General features: G+C 52.6%; 20 protein-coding genes. 7 read left to right on the forward strand and 13 right to left on the reverse strand.

The features are described 5' to 3' along the window. Positions 1 to 294: 294 nt before the first annotated feature. The 3 genes from NKF26_RS22730 to NKF26_RS22740 all read right to left on the reverse strand — a co-directional run bounded on the left by NKF26_RS22730 (position 295) and on the right by NKF26_RS22740 (position 1,204). Positions 295 to 531 carry a UPF0058 family protein gene (locus NKF26_RS22730; RefSeq protein WP_253229101.1) on the reverse strand — a complete coding sequence of 79 codons (237 nt, stop codon included), beginning with the start codon at positions 529 to 531 and terminating at the stop codon, positions 295 to 297. A gap of 152 nt (positions 532 to 683) precedes the next feature. Next, positions 684 to 860: a hypothetical protein gene (locus NKF26_RS22735; RefSeq protein ID WP_253229100.1), complete on the reverse strand. Its 177-nt coding sequence runs from the start codon at positions 858 to 860 to the stop codon at positions 684 to 686. Further along, entirely contained in the window at positions 812 to 1,204 is a 393-nt protein-coding gene (locus NKF26_RS22740; RefSeq protein WP_253229127.1) for a hypothetical protein, read from the reverse strand. Before NKF26_RS22740 ends, NKF26_RS22735 begins: the two co-directional genes overlap by 49 nt. A 600-nt stretch (positions 1,205 to 1,804) precedes the next feature. Here NKF26_RS22740 and NKF26_RS22745 point away from each other — a divergent pair. After that, positions 1,805 to 2,596: a ParA family protein gene (locus tag NKF26_RS22745; protein ID WP_253229099.1), complete on the forward strand. Its 792-nt coding sequence runs from the start codon at positions 1,805 to 1,807 to the stop codon at positions 2,594 to 2,596. Continuing rightward, complete coding sequence (locus NKF26_RS22750; RefSeq protein WP_253234920.1) at positions 2,593 to 3,072, forward strand: hypothetical protein; 480 nt, start codon at positions 2,593 to 2,595, stop codon at positions 3,070 to 3,072. Before NKF26_RS22745 ends, NKF26_RS22750 begins: the two co-directional genes overlap by 4 nt. A 48-nt stretch (positions 3,073 to 3,120) precedes the next feature. Here NKF26_RS22750 and NKF26_RS22755 read toward each other — a convergent pair whose 3' ends face one another. From NKF26_RS22755 to NKF26_RS22765, 3 genes are all read right to left on the reverse strand, one after another. Beyond that, on the reverse strand, positions 3,121 to 3,477 hold the full coding sequence (locus NKF26_RS22755) for a PadR family transcriptional regulator (protein ID WP_253229097.1): 357 nt from the start codon (positions 3,475 to 3,477) through the stop codon (positions 3,121 to 3,123). Positions 3,478 to 4,615: 1,138 nt separating this feature from the next. Next, positions 4,616 to 5,572: a transcription initiation factor IIB family protein gene (locus tag NKF26_RS22760; RefSeq protein WP_066139049.1), complete on the reverse strand. Its 957-nt coding sequence runs from the start codon at positions 5,570 to 5,572 to the stop codon at positions 4,616 to 4,618. A 156-nt stretch (positions 5,573 to 5,728) separates the two neighbouring features. Further along, a complete protein-coding gene (locus NKF26_RS22765) occupies positions 5,729 to 6,139 on the reverse strand; it encodes a hypothetical protein (RefSeq protein ID WP_253234921.1) in 411 nt (136 codons plus the stop codon). A gap of 125 nt (positions 6,140 to 6,264) precedes the next feature. On the opposite strand from NKF26_RS22765, the gene NKF26_RS22770 reads away from it, so the two are divergent. Next, positions 6,265 to 6,843: a hypothetical protein gene (locus tag NKF26_RS22770; RefSeq protein ID WP_253234922.1), complete on the forward strand. Its 579-nt coding sequence runs from the start codon at positions 6,265 to 6,267 to the stop codon at positions 6,841 to 6,843. Positions 6,844 to 7,200: 357 nt separating this feature from the next. Here the strand turns inward: NKF26_RS22770 and NKF26_RS22775 are convergent, their stop codons facing one another. Then, positions 7,201 to 7,500 (reverse strand): PadR family transcriptional regulator, encoded by a 300-nt coding sequence (locus tag NKF26_RS22775; RefSeq protein ID WP_066139052.1) that lies wholly within the window; start codon positions 7,498 to 7,500, stop codon positions 7,201 to 7,203. Positions 7,501 to 7,721: 221 nt separating this feature from the next. Between NKF26_RS22775 and NKF26_RS22780 the strand changes: the two genes are divergently transcribed. Then, positions 7,722 to 7,955: a UPF0058 family protein gene (locus NKF26_RS22780; protein WP_253234923.1), complete on the forward strand. Its 234-nt coding sequence runs from the start codon at positions 7,722 to 7,724 to the stop codon at positions 7,953 to 7,955. A gap of 40 nt (positions 7,956 to 7,995) precedes the next feature. Here NKF26_RS22780 and NKF26_RS22785 read toward each other — a convergent pair whose 3' ends face one another. Then, positions 7,996 to 8,427, reverse strand: coding sequence for a hypothetical protein (locus NKF26_RS22785; RefSeq protein ID WP_253229093.1), 432 nt, complete (start codon positions 8,425 to 8,427; stop codon positions 7,996 to 7,998). Positions 8,428 to 9,364: 937 nt separating this feature from the next. On the opposite strand from NKF26_RS22785, the gene NKF26_RS22790 reads away from it, so the two are divergent. Beyond that, positions 9,365 to 10,045: a helix-turn-helix domain-containing protein gene (locus tag NKF26_RS22790; RefSeq protein WP_253229092.1), complete on the forward strand. Its 681-nt coding sequence runs from the start codon at positions 9,365 to 9,367 to the stop codon at positions 10,043 to 10,045. Here the strand turns inward: NKF26_RS22790 and NKF26_RS22795 are convergent. Together NKF26_RS22795 and NKF26_RS22800 are read right to left on the reverse strand one after the other, a co-directional pair. Further along, entirely contained in the window at positions 10,042 to 10,623 is a 582-nt protein-coding gene (locus NKF26_RS22795; RefSeq protein WP_253229091.1) for a hypothetical protein, read from the reverse strand. The genes NKF26_RS22790 and NKF26_RS22795 overlap by 4 nt on opposite strands. A 929-nt stretch (positions 10,624 to 11,552) precedes the next feature. After that, complete coding sequence (locus tag NKF26_RS22800) at positions 11,553 to 12,200, reverse strand: helix-turn-helix domain-containing protein (protein ID WP_253229090.1); 648 nt, start codon at positions 12,198 to 12,200, stop codon at positions 11,553 to 11,555. 233 nt (positions 12,201 to 12,433) lie between these two features. Here NKF26_RS22800 and NKF26_RS22805 point away from each other — a divergent pair, with 233 nt between their 5' ends. Both NKF26_RS22805 and NKF26_RS22810 read left to right on the forward strand, forming a co-directional pair. Beyond that, on the forward strand, positions 12,434 to 13,057 hold the full coding sequence (locus tag NKF26_RS22805) for a response regulator transcription factor (protein WP_253229089.1): 624 nt from the start codon (positions 12,434 to 12,436) through the stop codon (positions 13,055 to 13,057). A 194-nt stretch (positions 13,058 to 13,251) separates the two neighbouring features. Further along, positions 13,252 to 14,661: a PAS domain S-box protein gene (locus NKF26_RS22810; RefSeq protein WP_253229088.1), complete on the forward strand. Its 1,410-nt coding sequence runs from the start codon at positions 13,252 to 13,254 to the stop codon at positions 14,659 to 14,661. Between the two features lie 193 nt (positions 14,662 to 14,854). Here the strand turns inward: NKF26_RS22810 and NKF26_RS22815 are convergent, their stop codons facing one another. The 3 genes from NKF26_RS22815 to tenA form a co-directional block, all read right to left on the reverse strand. Next, positions 14,855 to 15,109 (reverse strand): hypothetical protein, encoded by a 255-nt coding sequence (locus tag NKF26_RS22815; protein WP_253229087.1) that lies wholly within the window; start codon positions 15,107 to 15,109, stop codon positions 14,855 to 14,857. Continuing rightward, complete coding sequence (locus tag NKF26_RS22820) at positions 15,102 to 15,305, reverse strand: hypothetical protein (protein ID WP_253229086.1); 204 nt, start codon at positions 15,303 to 15,305, stop codon at positions 15,102 to 15,104. Before NKF26_RS22820 ends, NKF26_RS22815 begins: the two co-directional genes overlap by 8 nt. Positions 15,306 to 15,568: 263 nt before the next feature. Beyond that, positions 15,569 to 16,222 (reverse strand): thiaminase II, encoded by a 654-nt coding sequence (gene tenA / locus NKF26_RS22825; protein ID WP_253229085.1) that lies wholly within the window; start codon positions 16,220 to 16,222, stop codon positions 15,569 to 15,571. Positions 16,223 to 16,290 lie beyond the last annotated feature (68 nt).

A 16,290-nucleotide genomic window follows, 5' to 3' on the forward strand; every position in this document is an offset into this window, starting at 1 on the left:
TGCGGCCGATTCCCGAGGGGATATATTGCATAACGCTATACAAAATTAGCGAAGGGTTATTTACAGTTCTATAGAATCTGGTTTCTATCCCTGAAATATTCTCGCCGGTAACGTGAATCAATTGACAGTACTCTCGACGATCGGCTTCATTTCTCCGATTTCGTCGTTCTGTCTTTGCTTCGACTTGATCTCCTCCCCGATTGGCGGATCTTTACCTGTTCCCTCTCTGGAGAACGTCGCTATCGAGCGCTACCGCTGATCGTTATCGTGATCTTCCGATACTGCTGTGTAGGATTAGTCGGCGTGAGGGGCGACCGTCTCGGCCGTCTCGCTCATCAGTTCCGTCGTAAGATCGTCGGCTAGCGTGAGCACTGCTTCTCGGTGGTCGTTTTTCGAGTGATGAATAGAAGTAGGTCGTGTATTTTGTCCGTCGTATTCCGGGAAGTCAAATGTAGAGTCGGATTTGATCTCGAATCGTGTTCGTACTTCCGAAAGCAGTCCATGCAGATGAATGAGCTCTTGTTTTTTCATCCCGACGACAACTAACGACCGAACCCCTATAGTATTTCCTTGAGACAACCTCTCATACGATGACGCTCAAAACCCGCTGGGGGCGTTCTACCGCTCTTATTCATTTCTCACACTTTAGTCGGGTACACAAACTCTCGCTCACGATGTGCGGTTCACTTCGTGAAATCACTGTGAGAAACTGACCCTTTACGGAGAATCGTATCTCCCGTTGGTACTTTCACATCCGAGGTCATGATTCCTTCGGCGGATCCACCCGGTTTTTCGACGATGATTCGTCCGATCATCCCGAGCGTCTTATGCGGGATACAGTAGTAGTCGTGTGTTCCCACTGCCTCGAACGTGTGCTCGTATGATTCTCCCTTTTGTAGGACTTTGCTTCCCCACGCAGCTGCTCCTTCGGAATCCGATTGGTTTCGGCGTAGATGTTTCCTTTGTGGTAGGCCGTTGCGGAGTGGTTACCGCTTTTCGTGATGAACGTCACGCTGTCTCCCGGCTCGAGATACAACCCGACTGGGTCGAAGTAATTGCCATCCCCGTTGGTTTTCATCTCTACTGTCGCGTTACCCCCCTTCGGACCGGATGTCGGTGTTTTCACCTCGTCGTCCACACTGAACGCGGAACAGCCAGCAACCCCCGTGGCACCGACCGTTGCGACGAACTGCCGCCGTTTCATGTTACTATCATTTGTCGATCGAAATATGTTGTTTCCGATACCCTCATTCGACACTACTCGTCGGTTCTGTTGGCTGACGATCGAACTCGTTCTCCCGTTACTTTGCCACTCTTTGCCACTCTCTTTATGCACATGCCTCTCGAACTAGTTCAGGATGTTCGGTCGAACACGACGGTTTTGGACTGGGGTGGCTTTACTGGTAATTGGTGCTGCTCTACTCTTCGAAAGCTACATACCTGGATTCGACGGGCCAATTGTGCTGCTCGCAATCGGTGTGGTCGTACTCGCCGCCGGAACGCTCATGATCGCTGTCGAACGGGGACAGCGTCCCGTCTAAAGCCGTCGTACAGCTACTCCGGAGTTCCTCGCCCGCCCCTCCGTTAGTACCAATCGCGCCAAACCGGTTTTGCTAGACGAACCATCAAAACCGGTTTTGATGGTTTTTCTCTCTTTGCTAGTTTTGCTCACGGGTGTCGTTCGTACTCTCTTCTCCCTCCAATTCGGAATATTCGGCTTTTGGAGCCCGTAACCCGTCTTCCGAGCTTCCTTTGTGAATGTCTGACGCAGTTTTATGTGGTTTGGACGGTTTTTCGATTTTGTATGTCCGATACAGCCAAAATAGCCGTCTCGAATCAGAAAGGTGGGGTGGGAAAGACGACGGTGGCTATCAATGTCGCTGGGGCGTTGAGTCATCGGGGGAATGAGGTACTGTTTGTGGACCTTGACCCACAGGGGAACGCGACCGAAGGACTAGGGTTGGAATCGGAGTACGAGGCACAACCACCGACCCTGTTCGACGCGTTGACCGATCACGAGGTGCGCGGGGATGTCGATTCGCTCATCGTCGCCCACGAGGAGATGGATGTGCTTCCGAGCAATATCGATATGACCAGCGTCGAACCCGAACTGACGATGGCAATGCGCGGCCGAGAGCGGCTCGTACAGGTGCTTGACGCGCTCGATACCGACTACGATGTCATTATCATCGATTGCCCACCGTATCTCGGAAACCTCACTGACAACGCCTTGCTCGCCGCTAAAAACGTGCTCATCCCCGCACTTGCCGAATCGACGAGTAAACGCGCGCTGGAAATCCTGTTCGACCAGATGGAGGTACTGGAGGCGGAGTACGATACACAGGTTCGCGATCTCGGCGTCGTCGCCAATCGCGTTGAGGCGACCAACGAGGCGGATTCGATGCTCAAGTGGTTCGATGAGGCGTTCACCGATATTCCCGTTTGGGAGGTTCGAAAACGGGTAACCCTCCAACGTGCGTTCTCGGCTGGCTGTTCGATCTTCGAGTTCGAGGAGGAGTGTGATATGGCCGCCGTTTTCCTCTCTATCGCCGAGGACCTCGAACGTCAACTCGGGTTAGTGGAGGTAACCGCATGAGCGACGAGAGCCGTGCCGACCGTCTTCGGCGTCGTCGCCGTGCACAGCGCGAGCAACAGGGAGACTCCGAAGAATCGTCCACACAGTCCGAACGATCAAAGTCATCAGAACCATCAGAACCATCAAAACCATCCGAATCATCCGAACTCTCAGAACCGAACGAAGCGTCCGCAAGCGACGAATCGGTCGAATCCTCCCAAACGCGGAACGTGGACGATACCACTGGTTCTTCCGCTGTGAGCGACTCCGAGAGCGTGAAAGCGACTCGCGTCGGCACCTACATGTATCTCCCCGAGAACCAACGTTCCACGCTCGACTTCCGCTACAAGGAGCTCAATCTCGCGTACGAACGAGCCGTCGGCGACGAACTAGAGAAGAACCGCCATTTCTATCCGCTGGTCGTACAGGCCGGACTCGAAGCACTCGACGGAGTGGATGGTGAAGAGATTAGAGAACGTCTTATGCAGTTCGAGTGAACGCTTACACGTCGGTACTACTCTAAAAAGATCGGGGACCGTCGGAGGTTATTGGGCCGCTTCGAGGAGCGATTTGACCTTTTCCGCGCGCTCGTCGTTCGTGATGAACTTCTTGAAGCGCCATTCGAACGAGTCGAGGAGAACCTCGATACCTTCGTCCGTAATCGCATACTCGTTCGTCCGTTTGTCGAGCTCGCTCTTCTCGACCAGCCCACGCTCGATAAGCGTATCGAGGTTGGGGTATAGACGGCCGTGGTTCACTTCCTCATCGTAGAAGTCCTCGAGCTCGCGCTTGATAGCGAGGCCGTATCGGGATTCTTCTGCGAGGACTATCAGGACGTTTTGCTGAAACGCGGTGAGGTCGCGTGCGGTCGCCACGTTACTAACCGTTTCTGCCTCTGACATGGTAGTATGGTGTGATATTCTTTGACAGAGGTTATAAACCTTCCTACTTCAGACAATATTTATGCCCCCCTATTACAAATATTATTTAACAGTATCCGATTGATCGAAGATTATTGAGTTATGTCTGTAGATATTTGGCACAATACTCAAATACTGCTCTTTCTCCGATTCTTACACCCGTGATTTTTGTGCAGCGGACAAATATCTATCGGACGTCGCGTCGATGAACGTTTGGACACCTGTTACTATCCTCTGGCGTCATTCGACGATCTCTACCTGCTTTCGATCGCTTGTAGATGGCGTCGGCTGTTGTAATTCCGATCCCAACTCTTCGAGCGTGGATCCGGCCTCATTGATCGACTTGTCGGGCAAATCAAGTCGTATCTGTAGATTACAGTCGCGGCAACAGGCGTCTCCGACGATCCCCTGTTCGTCGTCCTGCCAAATGTCAACCCGAAAGTGCCGGTTGTCACAGTCCTCCGACGGACATTCTATCTCCCCGGAATTTAACATCGACTCGAGATTATCCTCGACGAGTTCAATAATATCAATCATATTCCCAACAAAGACTCCAAAATATTTAATGATACTGATCAATATCTATTTTGATAATTGGTTCTGACACTCCTTCACCATCCTTCCATCACTGGTATTGATGCTTCTATTGTCGTTTAATTGGTGGATAATAATGTGCTCTATCGACGTCGTGTTTAGTACGCCCTCATGTGGGCGTCTTGTGTGCGTTACGGTAAACGACTCGCTCAGCGTTGCCGGAGGCGATGGTAGTGGGCTGGCACCCCGCTTCGTGTCACCATCCTCCTACGAAAGTTCTCCTTCCGGGCGAACGTTTCCTTCCACTTGACGTAACTTCGATAGCGTACCTCCGCGTTTTACGGTCCATTCTGACGAAACGTGACGGAGAAGTTCCGCCCCGATTCGAATAGAAAATCCAACAATATGTGTTCTCCCCCAGCAGCCACGCCCAAGGGAGATGTTAAATGCCAGACGTTCACACGACTCCTGACATCTCATACTCATCGGGAATCAGGGTGCCCGATGTAGCCGACCTGTCTCGCAACTAGTCGGAAACTCCCGCGGGCAGTAAAAATTGGGCTGGATGTCTGAAGCGCTTAAACGCTTAGTGGATACCGAGCGCTTCGATCTGTTCTTGGTATCGATTTCGGATCGTCACTTCCGTCACTTGCGCGACGTCGGCGACTTCGCGCTGCGTTTTCTTCTCGTTGCAGAGAAGCGAGGCAGCGTAAATCGCGGCAGCAGCGTAGCCTGTCGGGGATTTCCCCGAGAGGAGCCCCTGCTCTGCGGTCGTATCGATTATTTCGTTCGCTTTCGACTGTACTTCTTCACTGACACCGAGATCGGAACAGAAACGGGGGACGTATTGCTTTGGGTCGACCGGCTTCATCTCGAGACCGAGCTCCTGCGAGATGTACCGATATGTTCGGCCGATTTCTTTCTGATCCACCCGCGATACCTCTGCAACCTCTTCGAGGCTTCGTGGGATACCCTCCTGCCGACATGCGGCATACAGCGTGCTCGTTGCGACGCCTTCGATGGAGCGTCCGCGAATCAGGTCTTCGGCCAATGCACGCCGGTAGATAACCGACGCGACCTCGCGTACCGACCGTGGAACACCCAGCGCGGATGCCATTCGGTCGATTTCGGACAGCGCGAACTGCAAGTTGCGCTCGCCCGCGTCTTTCGTTCGAATGCGTTCTTGCCACTTTCGCAGTCGGTGCATCTGACTGCGCTTTTCCGACGACAGCGACCGACCATACGCGTCCTGGTTCTTCCAGTCGATGGTCGTCGTCAGCCCTTTGTCGTGCATCGTCTGCGTGGTCGGTGCACCGACGCGCGACTTGCTCTGTCGCTCGCTGTGATTGAACGCGCGCCACTCCGGCCCGCGGTCGACGTGGTCTTCTTCGACGACCAATCCACAGTCATCACAGACGAGTTCGGACTGGTCCGCACTATTGACGAGGTTTTTCGACCCGCACTCGGGACATCCTTTGACCCCCTCCTCCTCGGTTTCGGTTTGCTCCGCGCGGCGCTCCCGTTGGCGAGTGGACCGTTTCATCAATGTTCTATACTCAATGCGAACATTTAAATCCCCGGATGGCACCTCATAGGTGACTTTCGGTTCCTTCTGACATCTCTGTCCCGGAAACACGAAGACGGCGACGTATTCTGGGTAATGTGTATATTATCTATGGTGTATAAAACGAGAATAGGGTTAGCAGCTAGGTTTTGCTAATCGAGAGATCTCGACCATCGTATCGTTGCTTTCGGGGTTCGAGTCGCGGAACGTCCAGGAACGGTCGAACGCCATTCCTGCTTCCTGTCCCTTCATGAGCAACTCGTTGAGAGCTACCTCGAAGTCGGCGGTGGTCGTATTCTTGGAGACGCTCGGTTGGTTTGGAGTTGGATCGGCTAGTTCAGGGCGCGGGGCGAGGCTCGTTATTTCCACCATCACATCGTCATATTCGGGCTCGTCATGACGGAACGTCCACGAGCGGTCGAGTTGGACGCCGTTTTCACGTGCTGTGGAAACGAGGACTTCGAGAGTTCGTTCGAACTCCTCGGGAGATGCTGCCCAGGCGGGTATGTGGTTTGCCTGGCTCATTTCATTCAGTGCTACGTACATCCCCCATATAAACTCGGAATGCCGTTCCGTGCAGTTTCGATATTTTTTACCGTTTGAAACAGTTTGAAACGGTATGGGAGGGCGTCGTCGGTTTATTATCTCGCCAGATTCTGGTTATACTAGTCATGAGCACGACGGAGCGACCTTCGATTAGTATCGATGACCGGGCTTCAGATGGGGAATCGGTAATCGAGGGGGAAATCTCGACGGACGACGTGTTCCACATCCTTCAGAGTCGACGGCGTCGTGCCGCGATTCGATATCTCCGCGAGACGGAAGGTCCGGTCGAGATGCGTGACCTTGCGGAGCAAGTCGCGGCGTGGGAGAACGAGACGACGGTCCAGGCGCTCACCTCGGATGAGCGTCAACGTGCCTATATTCCCCTCTATCAGTCCCACCTTCCCAAACTCGACGAAGAGGGCGTCATCGAGTACAACAAAGATCGCGGTATCGTCAGAAAGGCCCCGCTAGCAGCTGAGTTAGAACGGTATTTGTCCGTCGAGGAGTCATCGGACATCGAGACCGATGGTGATGAACACCGATGGGATACGTATTACCTCTGTGTCTCCTCGCTCGGATCGTTCTTACTAATCGGCGCGACGTTTCACTTTCCCCTTTTTACTCTCGTTCCCAGCATCGCAGTGGTCGCATGTGTGCTAGCTGCATTTTGGCTCGTGTCAGTTAGCCACTCCCTCTCCGTGTGATTTCCATGCAACGTGACGATAGTCGGGAGCAACGCGAACTGTCTCGTTTTCATCCCCTCTCAGCGTAATTCGTCTAAGCAGTTCTCACAGATGTCTACGCTCGCTCGAAGATACGCTTCTTGCTCTTGTAATTCCATTTCGATGCGCGTTACTGGGACGTAATCTTTGCAGTATGCACATCGTTCGATAGCGTCGACTCGGTTCGATACGTCGTGATTTCTCGGCATTATCTCCGCTCCCGTTGCAGTCCGATGGCCATCTGGTGAGGATATGAAAAGAACCCTCCAAAAGGTATGCGTTAGTAGTTCCGTACTTTAAGTACAAACGGACTACAACGGACGGAAAAAGGCGGTGCCGTCAGTCTGCGAGTTCTGCTGCTTCTTTCTCGCCAACGTACTGTGCTTCCCACTCCCGTCGTGCTTCGATCTCCCGCTGACCACGTCGAGTAAGGGTGTAGTAGTTCGTTCGGCGGTCGACTTGTCCTTTCTCGACTAGTCCTTTGTCCACGAGGGTGTCGAGGTTGGGGTACAGACGCCCGTGGTGAATGTCCTTCTCGTAGTAGTCTTCGAGTTCTTCTTTGATGGCGAGGCCGTGTGGTTCGGTCAACCCGTTGATGACGTACAACAGGTCTCGCTGGAAGCCAGTCAGGTCGTACATGTTCGACTCGATGTTATGTCTATGGGGTATTAGTTAAGTGCATGATAATGCTCGTCTTGCGCAGTGAAAATGGGCGTCCCCCTGTGTTTTTGAATTTGACAGTTCCTCAATCTTGACAAACATTCATCACTGTTGTCCGGTTTCTAAACGGTTATTCCCGAAAAATCCGTCCAAAAATGGCCCAAGATAATATATGTGCTGAGTCATCATGTGGCTATGATATGAAGAAGCAAGAGTTGATTCACATTCACGGACTGATTGCGGAGGTACGGGCCCAGTACGAGGAACGAAACGATCGAACCCTTGACTTTTCTGAGTACGAACGGATCGGTGTCAACCCGACATCGATACATCATTCAAAAACTGACCACCAGGAAGCCATCTTTGCGCTCATCAGTGGCATTACTGACAATATGACTACGAAAGAAGAGCAACTGACGTCACACGCTAACTGATAGCTTCTGTACCTCCGAAGTATCGTCGAATAGGTCTCCGTTATCGTCCGCGCGCCCGTTCTGACATCGCTTGTGCGAGCGTTACGAGTGAGAACATCGCAACGATACTCCCACCGATCGCTACGCCAGGTAATGCTGCGAGTATTGGGGCGCCGAGAACCGTTCCCACAAGGAGAATGGTACTGAGCACCGAGACACCCAGATAGTACGACTCCCACGACGGTTGTTGGATCGATTCTTCGTCGTCTTCCGTTTGCGTTTCGACGGTAAGGTACCGGTCGAGTTGATCCGCCAGCTCCGTTCGCTCGATCGTTCCCCTACTTTGATTGTATTCGATGATCCCTTCCTCGTCGAGTTTGGGAAGGTGGGACTGGTAAAGGGGGATGTACACACGCTGACGCTCGTCCGAGGTGAGCGCCTGGACCGTCGTCTCGTTCTCCCACGCTGCGACCTGCTCCGCAAGATCACGCATCTCGACGATTCCGTCATTGTCTTTGAGATAACGGAGCACGTGACGCCGTCGAGGGGTCTGGAGGAGATGGAAGATTTTATCCTTCGAAAGTTCCGGTTTAGGACTCACATCTGATGCAATACACGTGCTTCCGTTGTCCGCCTGGACTTCAGTAGCGCTCATGACGGATGAATTATCGCTAGAATGGGTAATAAACCAATAATGTTCTCCCGATTTGTTGCGAACGGTTGTGATAGATTGTTAGTTCAGTTAACGACCCTATAATATGTAAGATAACCATATCTGTTGCTTCTATTATTTGTGGAGGTAATAACACGTATCTCGATAGTCATCATGGCTGTTAGAGGATTAAAAATGGTGATTGAGGCTCTATGAAGACATTTCCCGCGGGGTTCTGTGTTCTTCATCCACCTGTCTGGGGATTATTGTCGGAATATATTTTTGAATTATCGGTCGTATTATCTTTGAATTGGTCTCTATCGTCGTCCGAAATGTCTGTTGAAACAATTGTGAACGGTATCCCTCGGCTCTTTTTTTACGCCCATTTTCCCATCAAATCACTCTCGGCGAACGGTTTCGGTTAACCTCTCTATAGTAATCAGGCGATAAGACGTAGAAAGATACGCCCAGCACGGAGGCGGGGTGTGACAATATCCGGCCGCGAGGGTCGTTAGCGCTCATGACTCCTATCTCCCTCGTGTTCAGTTCCATACCTTCTTAGAAACAATTCAAGAAATAATTCGAGATTTAATTCAATTACGAAAGGATGCCTTCCGATACGATTTCGAATATCTTCCTTTCGCGTTCATTTTGTTCCCTAAAGTTTAAACCCAGGTAACGTAATACCACAACCGGATTTGATTCCTCGACAATGGCACATGGCGCATCCAATTCCGACAAGATACCCAATGAGCTAAACGATTCGTCGGAGGCCAGTATGCAGGATGATTCTTCGTCTACTTCCGCTCCGCAAACCCTCCTCGCCGAGATTTTCATTTCTCATGAACGTCTCGTTCTCGTTCCAACACTCGAATCGATCTCCGAACTGTCGGTTCAGATCGAGGGAACACCGGTATCCGACGGTTCGTTTCACTTCATGTCCGTCTTTGGGAACGATTTTTCGTCGTTCGAACGCTCCCTCGAGATTGACACGACCGTAAGCGAAGCAACCCTTTTTTCGACGTCTGCTGACCGACGAACGTACCGAATTCGACCATCACCGGATACGATCCCGCTCCTTCCGACGGCCAGCGACCTGGGAATTCGGACGCTCGATATCCAGAGCGGAAACGGAGGGTGGGTCGTTCGAATCCAACTCCTGTCGCGCGAGTCCCTCATCGATCTTCGAAAAGCGTGTCTGGAAATCGGCACTACGTTCCACGTCCGTCAACTGTACGATTCGGATTCGAATACGGATACCGACAGTACACGGTTGACCGAACGTCAGCGAGACACCGTTCTCACTGCCTATCGATCGGGCTATTACAACGTTCCTCGGGGAATCTCACAAGGCGAACTCGCGGCAGAACTCGACGTCTCGACGTCGGCGATTTCACAACAGCTACGACGAGCAACCAGGCAACTCATCGCCAGTACGTTCGCCGTCGATGAGGATTAAGCTTCGAACGGGGATTTCGATGCTTCCGGTTCGGAACCATTGAGGAAGACGAGATTCCCCCGTCCGATTTGGACCCGTGTTATCTCGTCGTTTTCCTCCATCTTCGAAAGCTTCCTGCTAACGGTCGACTTGGACCACGACGTTTCGGTCGTGATATCCGCCTGTTTCATTCGACCGCCGTACTGAATGAGAAGGGAACGGATCCGTTCTTCGTCGGTCAGCATCTCCTCGTCCGCTAAACTCCCGATCGGTGGCTGGACCGTCTCCGTACTCTCCTCTTCGCTTTCGGCCGGTTCCTCGACACTGGTTTCGGTGGCGGGTTCCTCCTTTTCCAGTTCCGGCTTCTTTCGGTCGAACAGGCCGGAAAGGATCGTTCGAATGGACGACAGTGGGCCAGTCGATGGTTGTTCCGCTTGCTCGGTTTCGTCCTCGGCTTCGGTCGTTTCAGCCGTTTCCGTGCTCGGAGTGTAGGTAGGTGTGGTCGTCCAATCGGCACCGCTGTCGGAAACCTCGACGACGACGTCGAACAGCGTTTTTAGGGTATTCGTGGTTTCTGGATCGTGGATATCGGGATCCATCTGGAAATATCCGACCGCTCCTGCAGCTTGTATTCGGTGTGTAAGTATGTGGAGATAGCGAAATGCAGTATCAAAATCGACGTATTCGAGGAGAACTGTTAGGGTTTGTACTGATACTACTGGTTGCGTTTCTCCGTCCGTCCACTCCTTCAGACGGTCACTCAATGGAACGATGATCTCCATCGGGTCGGTCGGGTCAACGACCTCCGTCGTCACGTAATCGGGAGTCTGTTCGTCATACGTCTCGGACTGGGCCATTCCACTCGCATGGATGAACCGTACTTCCCGTGGTGGTGCCCCGACACTCCGTTGCCAATCTTCGAGCCACTGTCCCGGTGGCTGCGTGTAGGTAACGGTTGCCAAACTGAGATTTTTGGGCCGCATCGAAGCTACAAGCTCCATGTGCGCCCGGTTGCCATCAGGGGTGAGGGGGGCAAGGACGAGAACGTTTGACGCTCCTTGAAGGTCTTCTTCTATCTTGCGAACGTTCATTTATTCCATTTCTCAATATATTCTTTCACTTCTATATTCTGGATAGTATCTATCATATTAAATGCACTGCGGCATGATATCAATGTATTGTTCTCCTACACTATCCTCTGATATACGTTTGCATTTCCAATTGTCGAAGCGATGATATCTTTGACAGTATCCGATTCGTGAATTGTAGGGCCCAAATATTGTCGTTCCGGTTTTTTCGGTGTAACTGTCGAGGATATCTTCGAAGTGACGTGGATAGACATGGAGGTAAATACGTGCTTACCCCGATGTTTCGTACCCGTCTATCGTCGTTCATACCTGCGAGTTGTTACCGACAACCCGTGTTCGTTTTAAGTCATACATCAGCCTACCCTAAAGCCAGTGTGTGACTATTACCATCCTTTATTAGCGACCCGGTTATCAAAAAGTATTGGCTTGCAAATGCAGGGTTACCCTTCGTGACGTAACGTGTTCGTGATAAGATTTGCGTACCCGCGCCGCAATCGCGTCGAAAGTGCGTTCGGTGAGATATCGAGTTCGCCAGCGACGTGTTCCAACGTTACCTCGCGGGGAACGTTGAAGTAACCGGAATCGAGCGCAGTCACGAGGGCTTCTCGTTGTTTCGGCGTCACTTCATATTTCCCGAACGCGTTCGGGTGTCGAGATTCGTAGAGTCGGGTCAACTGAAACGAGAGATCGTAGTTTTCACAGTAGTCGTGAAACTCCGTCAGTGACGATTCACTTGGAAACAGCAGTTTGAGAAACCAATCCTTTCCATCGCTGGTCGCTTCGAGGATACTGGCTTTCAGTTTCGAGACGGCGTGACCGACCGTTCCAGTACGCTGGCGCCATGAAACTCGGTAAAATCGTTCGTCGTCGTGCTCTTCCAGAACAGTCAGTGATTCGACAGTTATGTCGTCTTCAATTGCACGTTCGAACGATTCGAACGTCTCTCCACTCGCCCAGAAGTACGGAGTTACATATTCGCTGTCCGCAACGACGCGCTCGATCTCGACATGAATCGCGGAAACTCGTCGCAGTGTCTCGTGGAGGATGAACTCCTCTGCTGGCACGACGAACTCGGTCAAAACGCTCATCTCTCTATCCCATGCATGGTGTCGGCAATATTGTAGCTATCGGTGCCTCCTCCCGCCGTTTTCTCCCATCTTCGGCGCTATTATCGAAAAGCTTTTATCAAAATGGAGTCCATCCGTCTATTGATTGCAAGACAAGTGAGTGTAGTTCATGCATTATATTCGAAGTCACTGCCAACGTATAATTGATATCGCTACGTTTGATATAGCAATGGCAGTGAAACACCACGTAACCAATGTCTGACGAGCCAACTGTTCTCATTGCTGACGATGAGCATGCGATCACGGACTTGCATGCTCGGTGGCTTGAAGATTCCTACGACGTTAGGAAGGCGTACAACGGGACTGAAGCGCTAGATAAAATCGACGATTCCGTCGATATCGTCCTCCTAGATCGTCGGATGCCGGACTACTCCGGTCAGGAAGTCCTCGACAAAATCCGTGAGCTATCGATCGATTGTCGAGTTGCGATGGTAACTGCGGTCGAACCCGATTTCGACATCCTTGAACTCGGATTCGACGATTACATCTGCAAACCGGTTTCCGATCCGGAGCAACTTCGAGAGATCGTCTCCTCACTCGAAACCCGCTCGGCGTACGACTCACAGGTACAGCAGTTTCTCTCGCTGTCGTCGAAACGGGCCGCGTTGGAGGATCGAAAGGAAGCGAACGAACTCTCGCAAAACGAGGATTACGTCGCTCTCGAAACACAGTTGGCATCGCTTCGAAACGAACTTTCGTCCACGGCAATGGATTTGGACGACGATGACCTCCGCGCGGAGTTCCACAACCGTAACAGATCCGGCTCCAAGTTGATGGAGTCCGCAAAGCAGAACGACGCATCGGAGACGAAAAACTGACGGTTTTCGTTAAAGAGATGCCGTGTTGGATTATTCGATAGAATTATGAATAATGATCCCAAATCTGACAGGAAGAGGATGTCTATCATGCTTCCCTCTTGGACACAACTATGGGTCGTTTCGTCCGTCGCTCATTCACTACTCTCCACCCTCCACCGATCTCGTTCGTTGACGTCCAGCTGGAAACGACAACCATGAGCGAAAATAGGACAGCACAGGAGACCGAGTCCGTTTCGAAGGGGAGTGTTCTGTTGCTCATCGATCATCGACGGAACCGTCGACTGTTGGCCGACTGGCTCACGTCCGAATACGAAGTCGTTCTTCCGGAGAACGGTCTCGATGTGTCGTTTGACCTCTGTATCGTCGACGAGGCATCGTTCAGCCGACATCGTGATGAACTCGAACGCAGAAAGGAAGCCGCACTTCCCACGTTTCTCCCCTATCTGCTCGTCACGTCGACGACGTCCCCCGCACGGACACCGGAAGTGTGGCAGGGAGTCGACGAAGCCATCACGACACCTATCGAGAAGGCAGTCTTGCAGGCACGATTGGATGGGTTGCTCGAACGTCGACGACTATCGGTCGAAATCGAGCGGGAGAAAGAACAGAGCGAAGAGCGGTTTCGAACGTTGTTTCAGACCGCCCCCGACCCAGTCTTCGTTCTCGATGCTGATGGCAGAATCGAGGCAGTCAACGACGCGTTTTGCCGTGTCTCAGGACTCACTCGATCGACCGTGCTTGGCGAACGGTTGGAGAGTATCGACGCGTTCCCCAATGATTCGCTCGACAGGCTCGCCGCCGACATGCGTGGCCAAGGGCGAAATCCTGACCCTTCGCCCTACTCGGTGACGTACATGACGCCGGATGGGGAAACACGATATGCGGAAATCAATACCACTCTGATGCGGTTCGACGAGGAGATTCCCGAAATCATCGGTATCATCCGAGATGTCACCGAGCACAAGCGGCGAAAGCAGGAACTCCAGCGGCAGAACGAACGTCTCGACGAGTTCGCTAGCATGCTTGCTCACGAACTTCGTAATCCACTCGGAATCGCACAGGGATATCTTCGTGTCGCGGAGATGGAAGACTCGGAGGACGCGTTCGATGAGGTTCGTGGTGCGCTCGACCGAATGGAGCGAATGATAAACGAAATGCTGGACCTCGCACGCAAACCCGACGCACTCAACGACAAGGAAATCACCAAGTTTTACGATATCGTCGAGAACGCGTGGTCGCGTATCGCTCCGCCCGAGGCAACCCTCGTGTTGGAGAACGTCGAGGGTGAGATCTCGGCCGATATCGACAGGTTGAGTCAGGTTTTCGAAAACCTGTTTCGAAACGCCATCGAGCACGTCAGCCGGGACGTTACGGTTCACGTCAAACGCACTCCGAACGGCGTCTGTGTCGTCGATGACGGTCCCGGAATCGATCCGGACGAGCGCGAACTAGTGTTCAAAAGCGGCTACACGACGGACAACGGAACCGGTCTCGGTCTCTCCATCGTTCAACAGATCGTCGAAGCACACGGCTGGGAAATCGAGGTTTACGAGGGCGGTACGGGTGGCTCGAAGTTCGAGATCACGGGTATCGATTTCGAGTGACGGGTGGCTCTCGTCGCCCGCTATCGTGGAAACGAAATTCGTGGACAGACGTAGGATGACAGTCGCGCAAACCCCTGCGGATTTCCGCGTTCGAAACGACGGGAACCACCGAAAAGCCGTTGTTCTCATCCGAGTGAACTCGACTCGTCCTACGAGTGAAGCGTGTGGGTGCCAAAGCCGGAACTCGACGGCGTCAACGCCATTCCCTATCGACACGATGTTCGATCGTCGGATCCGCGGCGGCACCACGTTTTAGCGTCGCCCAACGGGTACACTTGGGACAGGCATAGACGATGCCGTCCTCGGTCCCCATCGTCCGTGCGAACGAAGGATCGACGTGTTCGTTTCCACAATCAGGGTTTCGGCAGTAGCGCTTCGAGTCCGTGTGCCGATTCCACACGCCACGTCGAACGGTATCGCCCGTGTTCTGCCACTCGGATTTAGCCATGGATACTCACCTTCTCGCGCGCGAGGCGCTCGCCCGTCTTTCTATCATGTAGCTTCCAAAATTCGGCGTCCATTCCGGGGAGCCGACTACACTGGTGACACCAGAAATGGCTGTTCGTCGTCTCCCAACTGGTGTGGCCGTTCGGGCACGTGTAGCGCCACTTCGTGATCGGGCCGTCGATGTCGTGGATACCCATACGCTGGCATACGACCATTCTTCAAAAAACTTCGAGCCTTATCCATGGTGAAAGTAATTCCTCATTCGTTCGTGACGTTTACCTCCGCTATCGTCCGTTTTCGGCCGCATACGGAACTACAGCTAAGTGAAAGTAAACCGCCAAGGTGACTACCCCGTTTTGGCGCATCTGGTGGTTTTGATGGTTTTGACGGTTTTGACAGCTTTGATGGATTTTCTATTTTTGTCGGTTTTGCTAGTTTTGATGGTTCTATCCCCAGAACGCTACCACGTTTCTCCGTCATACGCCATTCCCCAAAATGCCGTTTCGAGGCGCGTACTCGTCAAAAACGCATTCTCCATCGCATCATGCATTCCCGGTGATTCGTCCGCTTGTCGGTCCACGAACGTTCGCATCCATGCGACGGAGTCACGAAATTCGTCGCTCGTATACTTCTCGATGAACGGCGTGTATCGGTGCTCTCCGTCCGCGATGGTTGCCATGTGCTCCGCGACGTCGAGATATCCCTGACCGCACGGGTAGACGGCCGCTGCGAGTTCGGCGAGTGTTCTCTCGTAGGCCGTTCGCAACAGGTAGTTCGTGTACGCGAGACACGTCGGCGTTTTTTGAACCGCTTCGAGTTCGGCACGGGAAATTCCGTAGTCGGCGGCGAACGAGCGATGTAACTCCATTTCGTCCGCAAGAATCGTGTGTGCGACATCGAACGCGTGGGTCATCGTCGCCTCGTCACGTGCTTTGCAGCCGGCGACGGCGAACACGCGAGCGTAATCGAGCAGGTAGCGATAATCCTGCTCTACCCAATGACGGAACGCATCCGCTTCGAGCGTTCCGTTCGCCAGTTCGACGACGAATGGATGTGCTTTCTGCTCCTCCCACAGGTCGCTCCCCTTCGTGAGGAGATGGTCACTGAACGCCATGCTACCATATCAATTCTCAAGTGGTATAACTTGGTAGTGAATATTTGGAATCGCTGACGCCATCACCA

It is taken from the genome of Haladaptatus sp. AB618 (assembly GCF_024136965.1).
Classification (GTDB): domain Archaea; phylum Halobacteriota; class Halobacteria; order Halobacteriales; family Haladaptataceae; genus Haladaptatus.

Coding starts and splice junctions, on each gene's coding strand:
- NKF26_RS22795 (WP_253229091.1), bottom strand. CDS start 10,623: ATGGATCCCGATATCCACGATCCAGAAACCACGAATACCCTAAAAACG.
- NKF26_RS22760 (WP_066139049.1), bottom strand. CDS start 5,572: ATGAAACGGTCCACTCGCCAACGGGAGCGCCGCGCGGAGCAAACCGAA.
- tenA (WP_253229085.1), bottom strand. CDS start 16,222: ATGGCGTTCAGTGACCATCTCCTCACGAAGGGGAGCGACCTGTGGGAG.
- NKF26_RS22810 (WP_253229088.1), top strand. CDS start 13,252: ATGAGCGAAAATAGGACAGCACAGGAGACCGAGTCCGTTTCGAAGGGG.
- NKF26_RS22820 (WP_253229086.1), bottom strand. CDS start 15,305: ATGGGTATCCACGACATCGACGGCCCGATCACGAAGTGGCGCTACACG.
- NKF26_RS22775 (WP_066139052.1), bottom strand. CDS start 7,500: ATGTACGACCTGACTGGCTTCCAGCGAGACCTGTTGTACGTCATCAAC.
- NKF26_RS22765 (WP_253234921.1), bottom strand. CDS start 6,139: ATGTACGTAGCACTGAATGAAATGAGCCAGGCAAACCACATACCCGCC.
- NKF26_RS22750 (WP_253234920.1), top strand. CDS start 2,593: ATGAGCGACGAGAGCCGTGCCGACCGTCTTCGGCGTCGTCGCCGTGCA.
- NKF26_RS22755 (WP_253229097.1), bottom strand. CDS start 3,477: ATGTCAGAGGCAGAAACGGTTAGTAACGTGGCGACCGCACGCGACCTC.
- NKF26_RS22745 (WP_253229099.1), top strand. CDS start 1,805: ATGTCCGATACAGCCAAAATAGCCGTCTCGAATCAGAAAGGTGGGGTG.
- NKF26_RS22800 (WP_253229090.1), bottom strand. CDS start 12,200: ATGAGCGTTTTGACCGAGTTCGTCGTGCCAGCAGAGGAGTTCATCCTC.
- NKF26_RS22790 (WP_253229092.1), top strand. CDS start 9,365: ATGCAGGATGATTCTTCGTCTACTTCCGCTCCGCAAACCCTCCTCGCC.
- NKF26_RS22770 (WP_253234922.1), top strand. CDS start 6,265: ATGAGCACGACGGAGCGACCTTCGATTAGTATCGATGACCGGGCTTCA.
- NKF26_RS22740 (WP_253229127.1), bottom strand. CDS start 1,204: ATGAAACGGCGGCAGTTCGTCGCAACGGTCGGTGCCACGGGGGTTGCT.
- NKF26_RS22730 (WP_253229101.1), bottom strand. CDS start 531: ATGAAAAAACAAGAGCTCATTCATCTGCATGGACTGCTTTCGGAAGTA.
- NKF26_RS22780 (WP_253234923.1), top strand. CDS start 7,722: ATGAAGAAGCAAGAGTTGATTCACATTCACGGACTGATTGCGGAGGTA.
- NKF26_RS22815 (WP_253229087.1), bottom strand. CDS start 15,109: ATGGCTAAATCCGAGTGGCAGAACACGGGCGATACCGTTCGACGTGGC.
- NKF26_RS22785 (WP_253229093.1), bottom strand. CDS start 8,427: ATGCGTGATCTTGCGGAGCAGGTCGCAGCGTGGGAGAACGAGACGACG.
- NKF26_RS22805 (WP_253229089.1), top strand. CDS start 12,434: ATGTCTGACGAGCCAACTGTTCTCATTGCTGACGATGAGCATGCGATC.